Source organism: Actinoallomurus soli (genome assembly GCF_024055715.1).
GTDB lineage: Bacteria > Actinomycetota > Actinomycetes > Streptosporangiales > Streptosporangiaceae > Actinoallomurus > Actinoallomurus soli.
On the sequence record NZ_JAMXMV010000026.1, the window covers coordinates 39,238 to 55,876 of the forward strand.

16 protein-coding genes are annotated in these 16,639 nt (G+C 66.3%); 12 read left to right on the forward strand and 4 right to left on the reverse strand.

The features are described from left to right. Nucleotides 1-46: 46 nt before the first annotated feature. Nucleotides 47-832, forward strand: a complete 786-nt coding sequence (locus NDW01_RS37200; protein ID WP_252829094.1) for an enoyl-CoA hydratase/isomerase family protein — start codon at nt 47-49, stop codon at nt 830-832. Between the two features lie 39 nt (nt 833-871). On the opposite strand, the gene NDW01_RS37205 is transcribed toward NDW01_RS37200, so the two are convergent. After that, complete coding sequence (locus NDW01_RS37205; RefSeq protein WP_252829095.1) at nt 872-1,480, reverse strand: TetR family transcriptional regulator; 609 nt, start codon at nt 1,478-1,480, stop codon at nt 872-874. Nucleotides 1,481-1,581: 101 nt separating this feature from the next. Between NDW01_RS37205 and NDW01_RS37210 the strand changes: the two genes are divergently transcribed. Further along, entirely contained in the window at nt 1,582-1,920 is a 339-nt protein-coding gene (locus NDW01_RS37210; RefSeq protein WP_252829096.1) for a hypothetical protein, read from the forward strand. Between the two features lie 225 nt (nt 1,921-2,145). Here NDW01_RS37210 and NDW01_RS37215 read toward each other — a convergent pair whose 3' ends face one another. Then, entirely contained in the window at nt 2,146-3,387 is a 1,242-nt protein-coding gene (locus NDW01_RS37215) for a cytochrome P450 (protein WP_252829097.1), read from the reverse strand. 682 nt (nt 3,388-4,069) lie between these two features. Between NDW01_RS37215 and NDW01_RS37220 the strand changes: the two genes are divergently transcribed. The 6 genes from NDW01_RS37220 (at nt 4,070) to NDW01_RS37245 (ending at nt 9,244) form a co-directional block, all read left to right on the forward strand. After that, nucleotides 4,070-4,882 carry an AfsR/SARP family transcriptional regulator gene (locus NDW01_RS37220; protein ID WP_406567797.1) on the forward strand — a complete coding sequence of 271 codons (813 nt, stop codon included), beginning with the start codon at nt 4,070-4,072 and terminating at the stop codon, nt 4,880-4,882. Continuing rightward, entirely contained in the window at nt 4,879-5,628 is a 750-nt protein-coding gene (locus tag NDW01_RS37225; RefSeq protein WP_252829099.1) for a thioesterase II family protein, read from the forward strand. Before NDW01_RS37220 ends, NDW01_RS37225 begins: the two co-directional genes overlap by 4 nt. Nucleotides 5,629-5,797: 169 nt before the next feature. Beyond that, on the forward strand, nt 5,798-6,403 hold the full coding sequence (locus NDW01_RS37230) for a DUF6886 family protein (protein ID WP_252829100.1): 606 nt from the start codon (nt 5,798-5,800) through the stop codon (nt 6,401-6,403). A gap of 281 nt (nt 6,404-6,684) precedes the next feature. Beyond that, nucleotides 6,685-8,124, forward strand: a complete 1,440-nt coding sequence (locus NDW01_RS37235; protein WP_252829101.1) for an MFS transporter — start codon at nt 6,685-6,687, stop codon at nt 8,122-8,124. Beyond that, nucleotides 8,121-8,636, forward strand: a complete 516-nt coding sequence (locus NDW01_RS37240; protein WP_252829102.1) for a MarR family winged helix-turn-helix transcriptional regulator — start codon at nt 8,121-8,123, stop codon at nt 8,634-8,636. Before NDW01_RS37235 ends, NDW01_RS37240 begins: the two co-directional genes overlap by 4 nt. Before the next feature lie 20 nt (nt 8,637-8,656). Then, the gene (locus NDW01_RS37245) at nt 8,657-9,244 is read left to right on the forward strand and encodes a YbhB/YbcL family Raf kinase inhibitor-like protein (RefSeq protein WP_252829103.1); all 588 of its coding nucleotides are present in this window, start codon (nt 8,657-8,659) and stop codon (nt 9,242-9,244) included. A 132-nt stretch (nt 9,245-9,376) separates the two neighbouring features. Here NDW01_RS37245 and NDW01_RS37250 read toward each other — a convergent pair whose 3' ends face one another. Continuing rightward, on the reverse strand, nt 9,377-10,927 hold the full coding sequence (locus NDW01_RS37250) for an acyl-CoA carboxylase subunit beta (protein WP_252829104.1): 1,551 nt from the start codon (nt 10,925-10,927) through the stop codon (nt 9,377-9,379). Between the two features lie 619 nt (nt 10,928-11,546). On the opposite strand from NDW01_RS37250, the gene NDW01_RS37255 reads away from it, so the two are divergent. From NDW01_RS37255 to NDW01_RS37270, 4 genes are all read left to right on the forward strand, one after another. Beyond that, nucleotides 11,547-12,425 carry an AfsR/SARP family transcriptional regulator gene (locus NDW01_RS37255; RefSeq protein ID WP_252829105.1) on the forward strand — a complete coding sequence of 293 codons (879 nt, stop codon included), beginning with the start codon at nt 11,547-11,549 and terminating at the stop codon, nt 12,423-12,425. Nucleotides 12,426-12,646: 221 nt separating this feature from the next. Continuing rightward, the gene (locus NDW01_RS37260; RefSeq protein WP_252829106.1) at nt 12,647-14,560 is read left to right on the forward strand and encodes an HAD-IIIC family phosphatase; all 1,914 of its coding nucleotides are present in this window, start codon (nt 12,647-12,649) and stop codon (nt 14,558-14,560) included. Continuing rightward, a complete protein-coding gene (locus NDW01_RS37265; RefSeq protein ID WP_252829107.1) occupies nt 14,557-14,784 on the forward strand; it encodes an acyl carrier protein in 228 nt (75 codons plus the stop codon). Before NDW01_RS37260 ends, NDW01_RS37265 begins: the two co-directional genes overlap by 4 nt. Nucleotides 14,785-14,795: 11 nt before the next feature. Beyond that, on the forward strand, nt 14,796-15,536 hold the full coding sequence (locus NDW01_RS37270; RefSeq protein ID WP_252829108.1) for a 2-oxo acid dehydrogenase subunit E2: 741 nt from the start codon (nt 14,796-14,798) through the stop codon (nt 15,534-15,536). 17 nt (nt 15,537-15,553) lie between these two features. Here NDW01_RS37270 and NDW01_RS37275 read toward each other — a convergent pair whose 3' ends face one another. Further along, nucleotides 15,554-16,588, reverse strand: coding sequence for a 3-oxoacyl-ACP synthase III family protein (locus NDW01_RS37275; RefSeq protein ID WP_252829109.1), 1,035 nt, complete (start codon nt 16,586-16,588; stop codon nt 15,554-15,556). Nucleotides 16,589-16,639 lie beyond the last annotated feature (51 nt).

A 16,639-nucleotide genomic window follows, 5' to 3' on the forward strand; every position in this document is an offset into this window, starting at 1 on the left:
GATCTCCTGGATAGGCTCGGGCCACTTGGAGCGGAGGTTCGGACCGATGAACTACGAATCGTACGAGCGGCTGCGGATCGACTGGGCGCGGGAGGGCGTCCTTCGCGTGACGATCAGCGCCCCCGAGCGGCTCAACGCCGTCGACGCGACCGGCCATCGGGAGCTCGCGCAGATCTGGCGGGACGCCGACGCCGACGACGAGGTGCGCGCCGTGCTGATCCGCGGTGAGGGCACGGCGTTCTCCGCCGGCGGAGACCTGGCGATGATCGAGGACATGATGGCGGACTACGAGGTTCGCTCCCGGGTCCTGCGCGAGGCGCGCGACATCGTCTACAACGTCATCAACTGCGGCAAGCCGGTCGTCAGCGCGATCCAGGGACCGGCGGTCGGCGCGGGCCTGGCGGTGGCCCTGCTCGCCGACATCTCGGTCGCGGGCCGGACCGCCAGGATCATCGACGGGCACACACGGCTCGGCGTCGCCGCCGGTGACCACGCCGCCGTGGTCTGGCCGCTGCTGTGCGGCATGGCCAAGGCGAAGTACCACCTCCTGCTCTGCGAACCGCTCAGCGGCGAGGAGGCCGAGCGCATCGGGCTCGTCAGCGTCTGCGTCGACGACGACGCCGTGCACGACAAGGCCCTCGAGATCGCCGGGCGCCTGGCCGACGGCGCCGCCCAGGCCATCGGGTTCACCAAGTACGCCCTCAACAACTGGCTGCGGACGGCGGGTCCCGCCTTCGACGCGTCACTGGCCCTGGAGTTCTACGGCTTCGCAGGCCCCGATCTGCGCGAGGGGGTGCAGGCCCTCCGGGAGAAGCGCCCGCCCCACTTCTGACCACGGCGAGGCGCCCGACCTGCGGACGAGGGTTCCGGCCTACGACGAGGAGGCCGCCGACGGGCCGGTCGCGCCCGAGGCCGCGTCCGGCTGGCGCAGATAGCGCGCGACCAGCCGTGCCATACGCTCGGCGACGACGTCCACGGGATCCGTGGGCAGCATCACGTGGCTGATCGTCAGGCGGATGACCGCGTCGACGATCTCGGCCAGGTCGGTCGCGTCGAGCCACGGCCACTGGCGTGCGGCATGGCTGATGATGCGCTCGCGTGCCGCGAACAGCACCGGCTCGGCGTGCGTGGTCATCAGGGGCAGCAGGTCCTCGCTGCCCTCGCCGGTCAGTGTGGCCTTCTTCAGCGGGTCGTCCGCGGCGGTCCGCAGCGTGTACGACACGGCGGCCGCCACCGCGGAGTACAGGTCGGCGTGGTCGGACAACGCGGCGTCCACGCCGTCGAGGTAGCGCTCGTTCTCCCGGAGGTTGAGGGCCTGCGCCAGCCCCCACTTGTCCCCGAACTCGTTGTAGACCGTCTGCCGGCTGACCCCCACCGCGTCCGCGACGTCCTGCATCCGGACGCGCCGGAACCCGCGCTCGATGATCAGGCCGGCGGCGGCGTCGAGCAGGTCTTCGCGGAGCCGGCGATGTTGCTGCATGATTCCAGATTCCCAGAGAGACGGCGGTGCGGGAACATTCGTGTCATCCGACCGGTGGCGCGGTGCGTCCTTCCTTTTGTGGCGGCGAGAGGAGAGACGTGATGAAGGTATGGCCTCTGGGCAAGTCTCACCGCCCGGTCACCCCGCACCTGTCGCGTCGTCATGGGTCCGGCCTCGCGGGCTGGGCGATCCGCGACGAGAAACTGCTGGTCGAAACCAGGTTCGGCGGCGACCAGGAGCTGTATCGCGCCTGGCGGGACCGTCTATGGCGGGAGATGCACGACGCCGTGCACGAATCCCGGCCGGTACGCAAGACCGCCGAAGATGAGGAAATTGTCGTGATGAAGGCATTCGGCGGCGACTGGGCGCAGTACCGTGTCTGTCGTGACCGGCTGCAAGAAGAGCTGTGGCAGATCATGAAGGTCACCGACCGGCGCTGAGAAAGCGCCCCACGGACCGCCGCGTGGCCGGGGTCATCCCCCCGATCCCCGGCCGCGCGGCCCTCGGCCTGGTTTAAGTAGATCATTGCAGGTCGGAGTCCTGGCAGGGGCAGGCCGCGACGAGAGCGCAGTGCTCCTGCCAGGGTCGGCCACGGGCCGGAGAGCATCAGTGCGCGACCCGACGGTACGACGGTCAGGTCCATCGCTGCGGGAGTATCCAACACGTCACCAGGTGACGGGCAGCTCGTAGATCCCGTAGACGAGGGTGTCGTGCCTGAACTTGATCCGAGCCGGATCGATGGCCAGGGCGAGCGTCGGAATGCGCCGGTACAGAGTGCCGTAGACGACCTGGAGCTCCAGCCTGGCCAGGGGCCGGCCGAGGCACTGGTGGACGCCGAACCCGAAGGCCATGTGCCCTCGGGCATCGCGGTGCACGTCGAGCCGGTCCGCGTTGGGGAATACGGTCTCGTCGCGGTTGGCGACCTCGTTGGGGACGATGATGCCCTCACCCGCGCGGATGACCGTGCCGGCGATCTCGATGTCCTCCATGGCCACCCGGCGGACTCCGTTGTGCACGGGGGACAGGTACCGCAGCATCTCCTCGACGGTGCGCGCGATCGAGTTCGGATCGTCCGTCGCCCGGACCTCGGTGAGCTGTTCCGGGTGCGTCAGGAGGGCGTATGTGCCGAGAGCGATCATATTCGCGGTGGTCGCGTGCCCGGCGATGAGCAGCAGCAGTCCCATGAACGCCAGGTCCGGCCGGGAGAGCCTCCCGGTGGCGACGTGCTCGGCGGCTACCCGGGACAGCAGGTCGTCACCGGGCTCGGCCAGTTTGCGCTCGACCAGGCGGTCGAGGTACATGAGCAGCTCTTCCTGCGTCTTCCCCGCGACCTCCGGCGGGGTGTCGTGAGTGATCAGCGTCCCGCTGGCCCGCTGGAAGTAGTCGTGGTCGGTGTACGGGACGCCGAGGAGCCGGCAGATCACCAAGGAGGTCAGCGGCAGGGCGAACGCGGTGACGAGGTCGACCGGGGACGGGCCGGCCAGCAACTCGTCGATGAGGTCGTCAACGAGGCTCTGAACACCGGGTCGCATCCTCTCGATCCGCTTGACGCTGAAGGCCTCGGTGACCATGCGGCGCTGCTGCGCGTGCTCCGGGTCGTCCATGAACATGAAGCTGAAGGGCTGTTCGCGATGCATGTACGTGGCAGGAGTCAGATGCGGGTAACCGTCCGCGCGCGGGTTCGTACTGAGCCGCCGGTCCGTCAGGAGGGCACGCTGCTCGGCGTGCCGGGTAACGAGCCAGGGGGTGCTGCCGTCCCATAGGCGCACCCGCACTAGCGGCCCCTCGGCCCGCATGGCGGCCAGGTCCGGCGGCGGGTCGAGCGGGCACCCCTCCGCGCGCGGCATCGGGTAGTCGGGAATGTCGTCCGGTTCCCGGTCGGGACGTTCGGTCAGTGATCGCGCCATGGGACCACACCTCCACGGTAAGCGGGGCTGGGCTCGGCATCCGACGTATCTGCGCCTCGCATAATTGATCCCCCGCCGGCAGGACGTGACAACCGACAGTGAAATCCTGATGCTTTGGGCATCGTATGCATCTCCAGATGCCTCAATGCATGGCTGCTCATTTCAACACGGTTGGCCATGCGGCTTGTTCCGGTCTTAATCAACTCTAAAGTTCCTGGATGTGGGCGTTTCGCGGCCGGTCGTTGAAAGATGAGCAGGTCCTTGCCCTGTCGTCCGCGAGGCCTGGTCTCGAGGCGGCCGTCTCATGCGATGACGATGCGCCACATAAGAGCGCGACCGGCACATCAAGATCACATATCATCTGCCCAATGTCGCCCCTGGAGGGATGGCGACACTTCAGCCCGGGGGAAGGGTTGATTGGCGTCTTGTGTTGACAGCTTTGACTAACTGTTTTAAACTGATCTTGTGACCGCCGATGTTCACTTTGAGGATCGGGGCGGCATCGGCAAACTCCAAAGTGGATCTCGGCATAGTGGTCCACTGCCGATCGTGAGTGGGGAACCTTCGCGTGAGTATGTCCGTCAATCGGCCATCAGGAGTGTGGAGCTTCGTGGCGTGAGCGGCGCAGGCGACACGGACAGAAAATCGATTCGGCATCGAGACCGGCAAGAGGAATCCTTGCATGCGCTATGAGATCCTAGGGCCCCTACGAATCGTGTCCGGAGGCAGGGAATTCGAGCTGCGATCACACAAAATGCAGGTCCTTCTGGCGACGTTACTGGTCCGTTACGACCAAGTGGTGCCGGCCGACCGACTCCTCGGCGAACTGTGGGGGCAGGATCCACCGCGGCGAGCGGACGCAAGCCTCTACGTGTACATATCGCAGCTGCGAAAATTCATCTCCAGCGTCGAACGGGCGGAAAGTAAGATCCTGACCAAATCGCCTGGATACATGCTGAGCATAGGAGCGGCGGAGCTCGACTTCGAAAGGTTCTACGACCTGCTGTCCAAGGGTCGCGAACTGTACGCGGATGGGCACCCGCAGGAGGCGGCCGCCGTTCTGTCGGAGGCGATCGAGTTGCACCGCGGGCCGGTGCTGGGCGGGCTTCCGTGCGGCCCCACGGTCACCAACTTCGCGACGCTGGTGGAGGAGTTGCGACTTGAGTGCCTCGAGATACTCATAGAGGCGAATCTCGCCCTCGGCCGTCATCGGGAGATGATAGGGCTGCTGTACTCACTGACCGCCGAGCACCCGCTGCGCGAAGTGTTCTACGAGCTTCTCATGACCGCACTGCACCGCTGCGGACGAAGCGCCGACGCCCTTCGCACCTATCACCACGCCCGGACCCTCATCGTGGAAGAACTCGGTGTGGATCCCGGCAGGCCACTGCGTGAGCTCCATCAGACCATCCTGACGGACGACGCGAAGGAGCGAGCCGGCGGCAGGCGTTCTAGCGTGGCCCTGCCCGGGCTCGGCAGAAGGGGCGACCTGTGACGGAGCCGGACGGCCGCTGGATCCGCAGGTTCCGGCCAGTCCAAGACGCGCGCGCCACACTGGTGTGTTTTCCCTTCGCAGGCGGGTCGGCGAGTTACTTTTTTCCTCTTTCCCGGGCACTGCCGGCCTGGGTCGAGGTCTGCGCGGTCCAGTACCCGGGACGGCAGGACCGCAGGAGCGAGTGCTGCATTGAGGACATCGTCGTGCTCGCGGATCGCATAGCCGAGGCCCTTCGGGGCTGGCCGAGGCGGGATATGGTGTTGCTCGGGCACAGCATGGGCGCCACGGTGGCGTTCGAGGTGGCCCGCAGGCTTGAGTTCTCGGGAAGTGTCGGGCCTTCGCCCACCCGCCTGATCGCGTCTGCCCGCCGAGCGCCCACGATTCCCACCGAAACGCTGGTGCATCGTCGCACTGACAGCGAGATAATGTCTGAAATGCGGCGCCTGCAGTCCTCGAGTACAGCTGCGATCATCGACGATGAATTACTGAGTTCCTTCCTTCCCGCGATTCGGGCGGACTTCAAGGCGATCGAGACGTATGTATGTGCGGCCGACACTGAGATCGGCTGTCCCATAACGGCCTTCGCCGGGGAGGCCGACCCCGTTACGTCGCTAGACCAGGTCACGGCATGGGCCGAGTGCACGAGCGGAGAATTCGATCTCCGGGTCTTTCCTGGCGGTCATTTCTTCCTGGATGGCTGGAGTAGCGCGAATGTAGCTGTGATCGAAGAATATCTTGTTGTCTAGTGACTTCCCCCTGAGCTGTGCCGCTCGGAAGCTCGGTTCAGCGATACGAGCCGCGAGGACCAGGGGGCATCAACGATCGTAATGCGGCCTCCTTGCTCAGTCCGCGTAACTCCCTCTTCGCTCGGAAACAATCAGGTACCAGCCGCATTCCCCGTGGGAGACTAACGGAATGATGATGGACTATCCGGAGCATCTGCTGGTCCGCGAGGCGGCGCCGCCCTACCAGGATGAGGGGCCGCATGCGCTGTGGCATTTCAGCGATGACGATTCGCTGGGGCTGTTCGAGCCGCGCGCGTCGACGAAGTCCGGCGCGCCGCGGCTGGTGTGGGCGGTGGATTCGCGGCACGCGCCCATGTTCTGGTTCCCCCGGGACTGCCTGCGCGGGTGCATCTGGCCTGTCTCGACGACCACGGAGGAGGACCGGGAGAGGTTCTTCGGACAGAGCGCGGCGAACCGGATCCACGTCATGGAGGCGGACGGGCTGCGGCGGATGCGCGACTGCCGCCTGTACGCCTACCGGCTTCCGGGGGAGACGTTCCGGCCGGACGACGTCGTAGGCGGCTTCTGGGTCTCCGACCAGCAGGTGGAGGCGATCGAGCGGGTGGTCGTCGACGACTTGATCGGCAGGCACGCCGCCGCCGGCATCGAGTTGCGGATCACGCCGCGGATCTGGCCGCTCTGGGAACGGGTCATCGAGTCGACCGTCGAGTTCAGCGGCTCACGGGGCCTGCCCTACCGGAGGACACTGGAGAACCCGGGCGCACCCGGGGAGTGAGATGCCCTCGGAGCGCCGCCGGGGTCGTGAAGGCGCGGCCCGCGAGGCCGAGCGCCTGCGGGCCGCGCACGTCGGCCTCGCGGTCGCCGGTGAAGACCGCCCCCCGCCTCGGCACACACCCGGGGCATGGGGGTAGATCGCCGGATCCGGTCGGGTCATGCCGGCGCGGCGCTGGTCGTCCGGCCGGCAGGGGAGATCCCGACCTGATCGTGACTCTGTCTTCACCGTGAGTCGAGGGCAATCGTTTGTTGTAACACAACAATTGTTGTACGGTAACGGTCATGCTTTCTGTCGAACCTTCGCAAACGCTGTCGCCGCGCGGGCGGACCATCGTGCTCTTAACCTGCTTCCTGAGCGTGCTCGTGGCGGGGCTGGACACGACGATCGCCAATGTGGCGTTGCCCTCGATTCAGAAGGCACTGCACGCGCCGGTCAGTGGCCTGCAGTGGGTGGTCGACGCCTACACGCTGGTCATCGCCTGCCTGTTGATCTTCTCGGGTTCGGTGGCCGATCGGTTCGGCCGGCGCCGGGTGTTCCAGGTCGGGCTGGGGTTCTTCTCGCTCGGTTCCCTGCTGTGCGGCCTCGCGCCCTCCCTGGGAGCCCTGGTCGCCTTCCGCGCGCTCCAGGCGGTGGGCGGCGCGATGCTGAACCCGGTCGCGATGTCGATCATCGCCACCACCTTCACCGACCAGAACGAACGCGCTCGCGCGGTGGGCGCATGGGGAGCGGTGGCGGGTCTGAGCGGGGCCGGCGGCCCCGTGCTCGGCGGGCTGCTGGTCAGCGGCCTCGGATGGCGATCCATCTTCTGGGTCAACGTGCCGGTCGGTGCTCTGGCCATCTACCTGACCCAGAGGTTCGTCCCCGAATCCAGGGCGGCGAGCGGCAAGCGGTTCGACCCTCTCGGCCAGCTGCTCGTCGTCACCTTCCTCGGCCCGGTCACCGCCGCCGTCATCGAAGGCCCCCGGCACGGCTGGAGCTCACCGTTCATCGTCGCACTGTTCGTCCTGGCCGCCGTCTCGGTGTCCGGGCTGGTCGTGATCGAGTCCCGACGCGCCGGGCCGCTGGTGGACATCCGGTTCTTCCGGAGTCCGGCGTTCTCGGGAGCGGCGATCATTGCGGTGGTCGCCTTGATGACCCTGGGCGGGTTCTTGTTCCTCAACACTCTCTACCTGCAAGATGTCCGCGGCTACAGCGCGCTGCACGCCGGCCTGCTCACCATTCCGATGGCCGCCGCGCTGGCGGTATGCGCGATGATCTCGGGACGCGTCGTGGCCGCCCGGGGCCCCAGGCCGGCGCTCGTGCTGGCCGGGCTGCTGCTGACGGCGGGGACCGGCCTGCTCATCGGGACCGGACGCGAGACCGGGGTCTGGTACCTCATACTCGCCTATCTGCTGTTCGGTGCCGGCTTCGGCCTGGTCGGCACCCCGATGACCAACACCGCCTTGTCAGGGATGCCACGTGACCAGGCCGGGGTCGCCGGAGCGATCGCCTCGACATGCCGCCAGACCGGCGGCGCGATCGGCGTGGCGGTGTGCGGTTCGATCGTCGCGGGCGGCTCGGCAGGGTTCGTGGCGTCGAGTCATATCGCCTGGGCCCTGCTGGCCGGCTGCGGTATCGCGACGGTGCTGCTCGGCCTAGTCTCGACCGGGCGCTGGGCCCGAGCCCGGGCCGAACGCAGCGGCCTGCAACTGGGCACGCAGGCCATGGAGGCGACCCGATGAACCTCGAGCCGACGAACGCCGATCCAGCGGGCCCCGACGAGACCACCACCGACGGCGCCTCGACGGTGCCGGCCCTGGCGAAACAGGCCTGGACGGAAATGCAGGCCTTCGTCACCGGCGAGGACCGCCGTCGTGCCCTGCGGGCAGAGCTGGACCTCGGCCCGGGGAGGGCGGGCGTACTCATCAGACTCGTCCACGGCCCGATGACACTGCGGGAGATCGCAGAGACCGCCGACGTCGACCCCCCTGCCGCGACCATCGCCGTGGACCAGCTCCAACGACGCGGACTCGTCCGGAGGGATCCGCACCCCGAGGACAACCGCCGCAAGCTCGTCCGCCTCACCGACGCCGGACTGCAGGCAGCCGAGACGGCCCGGGCGATCCTCACGGACCCGCCCCCCGCGCTCACCGCACTTGACGCGGACGACCTAGCCGGCCTTATCCGCGTCCTGGCCACACTGAACTCCGGTCCCCGGTCGGCGCCGGCCGCGTCCGACCGAGGAAGCAGCTGACCACCGAAGGCGGGAAATCCATGGCACTTCTCGGCGCCCTCCTCCGCAACAGACGCCCCCACGAACGGCATCACGCATGGAACCATCCCCGGCTCACCGCCCCGGACACCATTGAGGTCACCAGCCGTGACTTCACCCACGAACACCCGCTCGACCTTCGGCACGCCGGGAAGCGCGTGGGCGGCGAGAACCTCTCCCCGCACCTGGCCTGGAGCGAGCCACCGCCCGCCACCGCCGAGTTGTTGCTGCTGGTCGAGGACCTCGACGCCCCGCTAGGTTCCAGGCCTCCCGTCCACTGCATGGCCATCATCGATCCAGCCGGCCTCCAGACACCGAACGAACTCCCTGCCGGCGCCCTCAGCAAAGACGACCCCGCCCCTGGAGTCACGCTGCTGCGCCCCACCATCGGACGCGGCTACGTCGGACCCGAACCTCTCAAAGGCCATGGAGAACACCGCTACGTCTTCCAGATCTACGCTCTCGGTGACAGTCTCTTGAACCATCCCGACCGCGACGCGTTCCTCAAGTCCCGGCCCCGCGCCCTTCTCGACTCCATCGGCTCCCGAGTACTCGCACGCGGCCGCATCACCGGCACCCACGAGCGCTAGACCCATGGCCTGACGAATGTGCTGTTCGTGATCCCGTGAGCCCCTCGTGCCGTCCGACGCGGAGGAGGGGCTGGTCGGCCAGGACCGCGGTGGACTGGGCGGCCCGGCGTCACCCTGTCGCGTTCCAAGCGCTCACTGCGGCGGGTTGCCATGCTTGCGCACGGGGAGGTCAGCACGCTTGGAACGCAGCATCCGCAGCGAGCGGATGAGCACCTCGCGGGTCTCCGCCGGGTCGATCACGTCGTCCACGAGTCCGCGCTCGGCGGCGTGGTACGGGTGCATCAGCTCCGCTTTGTACTCTTTGATCAGGCGCTGGCGAACGGCTTCAGGGTCGTCGGCAGCGGCGATCTGGCGCCGGAAGATCACGTTCGCGGCGCCCTCCGCCCCCATCACCGCTATCTCATTGGTGGGCCACGCGAACGAGAGATCCGCTCCGACCGAGCGGGAGTCCATGACGATGTACGCGCCGCCGTACGCCTTCCGCACGATGAGCTGGATTCGTGGCACGGTCGCGTTGCAGTACGCGTAGAGCAGCTTGGCGCCATGGCGGATGATTCCGCCGTGTTCCTGCCTCACTCCGGGCAGGAAGCCGGGTACGTCAAGGATGGTCACGATGGGAATGTTGAAGGCATCGCACATCTGCACGAACCGTGCCGCCTTCTCGCTCGCGCTGATGTCGAGCACGCCTGCCAGCGACTGCGGCTGGTTGGCGACGATGCCGACGACCTGGCCGTCCAAGCGGGCGAGGGCCACGATCACGTTGGTCGCCCAGCGGGCATGGACCTCCAAGTAATCACCTTCGTCGACGATCACCTCGATCACCGCGCACATGTCGTAGGGCTGAGTGCCGTCAGCGGGTACGAGGTCGAGCAACTCCTCACACCGCCGGTCCGCCGGGTCGCGGGCCAGGGTCGCGGGCGGCACCTCGTGATTGTTCTGCGGCAGCAGAGAGAGGAGATAGCGCACATCTTCCATGCAGTCGCGCTCGTCGTCGTAGGCGAAATGAGCCACTCCTGACAGTTCGGCGTGCACATCGGCGCCGCCCAGGTCGTTCTGCGAGATCTCCTCGCCGGTCACAGCTCGCACTACGTCGGGTCCTGTGATGAACATCTGGGAGGTCTCTCTGACCATGAACACGAAGTCGGTCAGCGCCGGCGCGTACGCCGCCCCGCCCGCGCAGGGGCCGAGCATCACGCTGATCTGCGGGATGACGCCGGACGCCTGGGTATTGCGGGTGAAGATGCCGCCGTAGCCGGCGAGCGCGGTGACGCCTTCCTGGATGCGGGCGCCCGCTCCGTCATTGAGTGAGATCAAAGGTGCCCCGGCGGCCAGGGCCATGTCCATGATCTTGTGAATCTTCTGTGCGTGGGCCTCACCGAGTGCGCCGCCGAAGATGCGGAAGTCATGGGCGTAGACGAATGCCGTCCGGCCGTGCACGGTGCCCCAACCGGTGATCACGCCATCGGTGTGCGGCCTGTTCTCCTCCATGCCGAAACCGGTCGCCCGGTGTCGGCGAAGTGGTTCCACCTCGTGAAACGTGCCCTCGTCGAGGAGCAGCGTGATCCGCTCGCGCGCTGTCAGCTTGCCCTTCGCGTGCTGGCTGTCCGTGGCGCGCTGGCTGGGGCCAGCGATGACTTGTGCCCGGATCTCGTGAAGCAGTTGGCGGGCGTGTTCGGCCGTCATCGACTCTCGTCCAATTCGTCCGGTCCTGCGGTAGGCCGTCCTACGTCGGCTCGCGGAGCTTCAGCGGACGCCGGGGAATCCGGTAGGCCGGCCGACTCTGGGGGCGGGTGCATTCGATGCCGATGTTCACAGGGGACCCTAAAGGCTACCTTTCGGCATCTTATGCAGCTCGAGATGCTTCAATGCACGGCCCCTCATTTCAACACGGTCGGCCATGCGGCTTGGTTCGGTCTTAATCAACTCTAAAGTCGCTGGGTGGAGGCGTTCGCGGCCGGTCGCTGAAAGGTGAGCAGTTCCTTGCTCTGTCATACGTGAGGCCGGCTCGCAAGGCGGCCGTCTCATGCGATGACTACGCGCCACATAAGAGCACGATCGTCACATCGAAATCACATGCCATCTGTGCAACGCCGACCCTTAGGGGGGTGCCGACGCTTTGCCTCGGGGCGAGTGGCTGGATAGGGTGTCTTGTGTTGACACGCAAAACCCGCTGTCTTAATGTGATCTTGTAAGTGACGACTTCGCCGGGAAGAGTGTGGCTGCAGCCGTAAGCTCCAGGACGGACCTCGGCGTACGGGCAGGAAATCGATTCGCCATCGAGAACGGCAAGAGGAATCCTTGCATGCGCTATGAGATCCTAGGGCCCCTACGAATCGTGTCCGGAGGCAAAGAATTCGAGCTGCGATCACACAAAATGCAGGTCCTTCTGGCGACGTTACTGGTCCGTTACGACCAAGTGGTGCCGGCCGACCGACTTCGCAGTGAACTGTGGGGGCAGGATCCACCGCGGCGAGCGGACGCAAGCCTCTACGTATACATATCGCAGCTGCGAAAATTCATCTCCAGTGTCGAGAAGGCGGAAAGTGAGATCCTCACAAAATCGCCTGGATACATGCTTGGCATAGGGGCGGCGGAGTTCGACTTCGAGAAGTTCCATGACCTGCTGTCCAAGGGTCGCGAACTGTATGAGGAAGGGCACCCGCAGGAGGCGGCCGCCGTTCTGTCGGAGGCGATCGAGTTGCACCGCGGGCCGGTGCTGGGCGGGCTTCCGTGCGGCCCCACGGTCACCAACTTCGCGACGCTGGTGGAGGAGTTGCGACTTGAGTGCCTCGAGATACTCATAGAGGCGAATCTCGCCCTCGGCCGTCATCGGGAGATGGTAGGGCTGCTGTACTCACTGACCGCCGAGCACCCGCTGCGCGAAGTGTTCTACGAGCTTCTCATGACCGCACTGCACCGCTGCGGACGAAGCGCCGACGCCCTTCGCACCTATCACCACGCCCGGACCCTCATCGTGGAAGAACTCGGTGTGGATCCCGGCAGGCCACTGCGTGAGCTCCATCAGACCATCCTGACGGACGACGCGAAGGAGCGGCCCGGCGGGAGAGGGTTCAACGGACGACATGGCCGAGTCCCTTCGGGGCCGGGCGAGGCGCGCCATGGAATCACTCGGGCACAGCACAGGCGCCACGGTGGCGTTCGTGGTGGCCCTCAGGTCTGAGCCCCCGGGTTCGAGCCAACAGGGCGTGCCGGGCCTTCACCTATCCGCCTGCGGTCATTTCCTCTGGACGGCCGCGTTGCGAATACATCCCTAATCGAGAGACACCTCGCCGTTCAGTGGCTCCTCGTCACCTCATCTGGGTGATCGCTAAATGACTTAGCCTGGCTTTAGGCGGTGTTGCCAGCATAGAAGTGCGCATCTCGCCAGGAGGTTACTGTCATATGGCGTCACGTGAGGCGACGACCGGCCGGAACTCCGGGTCGGCAACCGACTTCTTCGGGCTCTTTCGCGCCGGGGACCTGGCTGTCCGCTACCCCGAGGTCCCGGCCCTGCTCGCGGGACTGGACGGCCTGGAGATGATACGCGCCGGGCAACTGCTCAGCCGGCTTGATCCTGCGGCGGTACTCAGCGCCCATCCGGGTACGAAGACCATCCGGGTCGCGATCACCGGCCATGGTGAAGTGGCGCAGTTGCAGCCGGCTCTTACGGCGGAGCTCGCGCGCCATGGACTGCTGGCCCGGTCGGTGGTGGCCCCGTTCGACAGCTACATCTTCGACTTGGCCGATCCGGCCAGTCGGCTTTACGCGGACAGGCCCGATATCACGATATGCCTGCTGGACGCGACGGTCGTCTTCGACGAAGTTCCCGTGCCCTGGTGCCCTGAAGACGTGCGGCGGGTCTTCTCGGAAAAGCTGCGAACATTCGAGCAGATCGCAGCGACCTTCGCGATGAGTGGCCACGGCACGCTCGTGCTGAACACGATGCCCCTTCCCTATCAGTCTGCCGCCCAACTCGTCGACTACCGGTCGCGTGCCGCGCTTGGCGTGTTGTGGAGAGAAGGCAACGCCGAGCTGCTGAGGCTCATGGAATCCAACCCTGCGCTCGTCGTGTTGGACCTAGAGCCGATGGCGGAGGATGTGCGCCTTACCGATCAGCGCCTCAGGGTATATGCGAGTGCACCTTTCACCACCGAGCTGACGGCCAATTACGCCCGGGAGATCGGCCATTTGGCCAGTGGGCTGGCCGGCCAGGGGCGGAAGTGCCTCGTGCTGGACCTGGACGGCACGATATGGGATGGCGTGCTCGGAGAAGACGGCGTCGATGGCATCGCGATTTCCGACAGCTACCGTGGGCAGGCCTTTCAGACGTTCCAGCAGATCATCAAGCAGCTCGGCGCGCGAGGCGTCCTGCTGGCCGTGGTGAGCAAGAACGAGGCGTCCGTGGTTCGCGAGGCCCTGCGGGACCGGCCGGACATGACGCTGCGCGAGGAGGACTTCGTCCGCATCGTCGCCAACTGGCGTCCGAAGCATGAGAATCTCGCTGAGATCGCCCAGGCCCTGAACCTGGGTCTGGACAGCTTCGTGTTCGTGGATGACAGCCCGTACGAGTGCGGGCTGGTGCGCCGAGAACTGCCGGCGGTCGCCGTCATCTGCGTCGATGGCGACCCTGCGCTGCACGCGGGGCGGCTGCTGCGGGACGGATGGTTCAGTACCCGCGATTCCACCGACGAAGACCGTGGCCGGACCGCGAGATACCGTGACGAGCTGGTGCGGAAGGACTTCCTGGATAGCTTTGAGTCCATCGAGGACTATCTGCGAGAACTCCAGATCGTCGTGCGCGTGCGTTCCGCCGAATCCGGCGATGTGCCGCGGCTGTCGCAGCTCACGCTGCGCACCAACCAGTTCAATCTCACCACGCGGCGCATGCAGCAGTCGGAGGTGAGCGCTCTGCTTCAAGACCCCGGCTGGATGGTGCTGGCCATCAACGCGAGCGACCGATTCGGCGACAAAGGCCTTGTGGGCGCCATCTTCGCTCGCCGCCAAGCGGATGTGATCTACATCGATAACTTCGTGTTGAGCTGCCGTGTCTTTTCACGCGGGATCGAGCAGGGCTGCCTGGCCGCGCTTCTCGACCATGCGATCGCCAGCGGCGTGACCGCGGTTTTCGGCGAGTACCGGCCAACGGCGAAGAACGGCATCGTCGGCGATCTGTATCCGCGATACGGGTTCCGGCCCGTGCCGGCCGCGACCATCGGCGACAAGACCGCCAGGTTCCGGCATGACCTCCGCGAGCCGCTCGAACGGCCTGTGCACCTGCAGATGGAAGAAGACTTTTCAGGAGGCCTCTCGTCGTGAATAGCCTCGAGGAGCTGATCACGCTCATCCAAGACGAGCTCGGAATCGCTGTGACGGCCGACGACGCCGGCCGCAGCCTCGATGAGATCCCAGGATGGGACTCGGTCCATCTGTTGTGGCTGGTCACCGTTGTCGAGCGGCGCACGGGGCGGCCGGCGTCGCTTCCCGACCTGCTGGAGGCGCGTGACATCGAGGGCCTGTACACCGTCCTGGAGGGAGCGTGAGGTACCCGGCCATGGCGGCCGAACGCCGCCATACCTTGTATTTCCTGGGCGAGACCCGGGCGTTCTCGCCCGTCTTCCTTGATTCCGAGATTGACATGACGGCCGTCCTCGGCCATCGGGCAGCGGAACGGGACGCGGGGCGTTCGCTGTCGGTCGTGTCGTACGTGGTCCATGCGGTAAGTCACGCCATGGCCCGCCACCCCGAGGCCAACGCGGCCGTCCGCGGGCGTCTCCGGCCACGCCTGGCGAAGTATGCCGACGTGAACGCCAAGGTGACATTCGACAAGAACATGAACGGGCACCGCGTTGTCCTCTCAGCCGTCCTGCGTGGTGCCCAGAGCGCGACTCTTGATGAGATACAGGCGTGGCTTGAGGTACATCGTGAGAGCGATCCGATGTCGGCCCCTGAATTCGCGGGAGTGCGCCTGCTCCACCGGCTGCCGGCCTGGCTTGGCCGGCCGGCCTTCCAGATACGGTCGCGGTCGCTCGCCCAGCGCCCGACGCTGTTCGGCACCGTCGCCGTGACGTCACTCGGCCACCGGCCGGTCGACGGCTTTCATTCCGTCGGCGGGACGACCGTCACCTTCGGCGTGGGGCGCATAGCGGATCGGCCGGTCGTGCGCGAGCAGCAGGTGACCGCCGTCCCGGTCATGCGGCTGAGCATGGCGTTCGACCATCGGGTGATCGACGGGGCGGAGGCGGCCGATGTGCTGGCCGACGTGAAAGCCGGCCTGGAGGGCTTCGCCGAGTGAGTGTCCGTTCAGCGAGATCAGATCCGCTCGAACGCGAAGCCGGCTTTTATCCACTTGCTGGACTCCACGGCGAGACCCAGGGCGCGGTCGCCCGGTGCCATCTCGGTAAGCGCGTGCTCGACCTGGATGAACGGAAGGGCGTTTCCCGTGTTACCGGTATCGACCACGCAAGAGATCTCCTCTGCTCCCGGGACACCGAGGCCATCGACGATTGCAGGGGTCATTCTGCCGGACAGCTGGGGTGGCAAGATGAAGTCGAAATCGGACTTCTCCCATTTCAGGTCCTCGAGCAGCTCCCGCATGATCTCGGCGGTCATGACCGGCACCGATTCCTCGATGGCCTTGTATTCCTCGGCCGCTGGCGGACGTCCGGAGTGGCGGTCGGCCAGCCCGTACCATTCCAGCGTCTGGCCTGGTTCCCGGCCGAGGCCGGTCAGCCGGGTGAACACACGGTGCAGGACGGCGCGGCCGCCTGCCCGACCACCGGACCGCAGCACCAACGCACCGGCTCCGTCGCCGAAGAGGAGGAGGTTCACCAGCTGGGGCGGCGGCATGCTGGAGATGCTCATGGCGGGGTCGAAGTGCTTGGCCGTCGTGTCCCCGCCGATCACCAGCGCGGTCTGGTATCGCCCGGTCAGTATCAGGTGGTATGCGACATCGAGCGCTTGTACGGCCCCTGAGCACCCGGACTGCAGCTGGTATGTCGGCACGTCGTTGATTCCGAGCCGCTCTGCGACCATGTTGACCGTCGCGGGCATGAGCATGTCCGGGGTCGCGGTCCCCATGACCATGAAGTCGACCTCTGCCGGTGCGATCCCGGCGGCCGTGAGGGCCACGCTCGCGGCGTCGGCCGCCAAGTCGGTCAGAGATGCCTGCTGCTCGCCGGTATCAAGGTCGCGTGCGAGATGCCGGGTGCGCGTGCCGATGAAGTGGTCGACCCACTGCTCCCAGACCTTGTCCATCTTGAAGTGCCGTGCCAGCCGAGCGTTGTCCACCGGCTTTCCAGGCAGCGCACTTCCGGCCGACAATATGCGGACCTCTGGTTCTTCCATGTATTTTATTATTCGATTCCCCTCTAAAAGGGGCCTTGGGTGCGCCTGTTG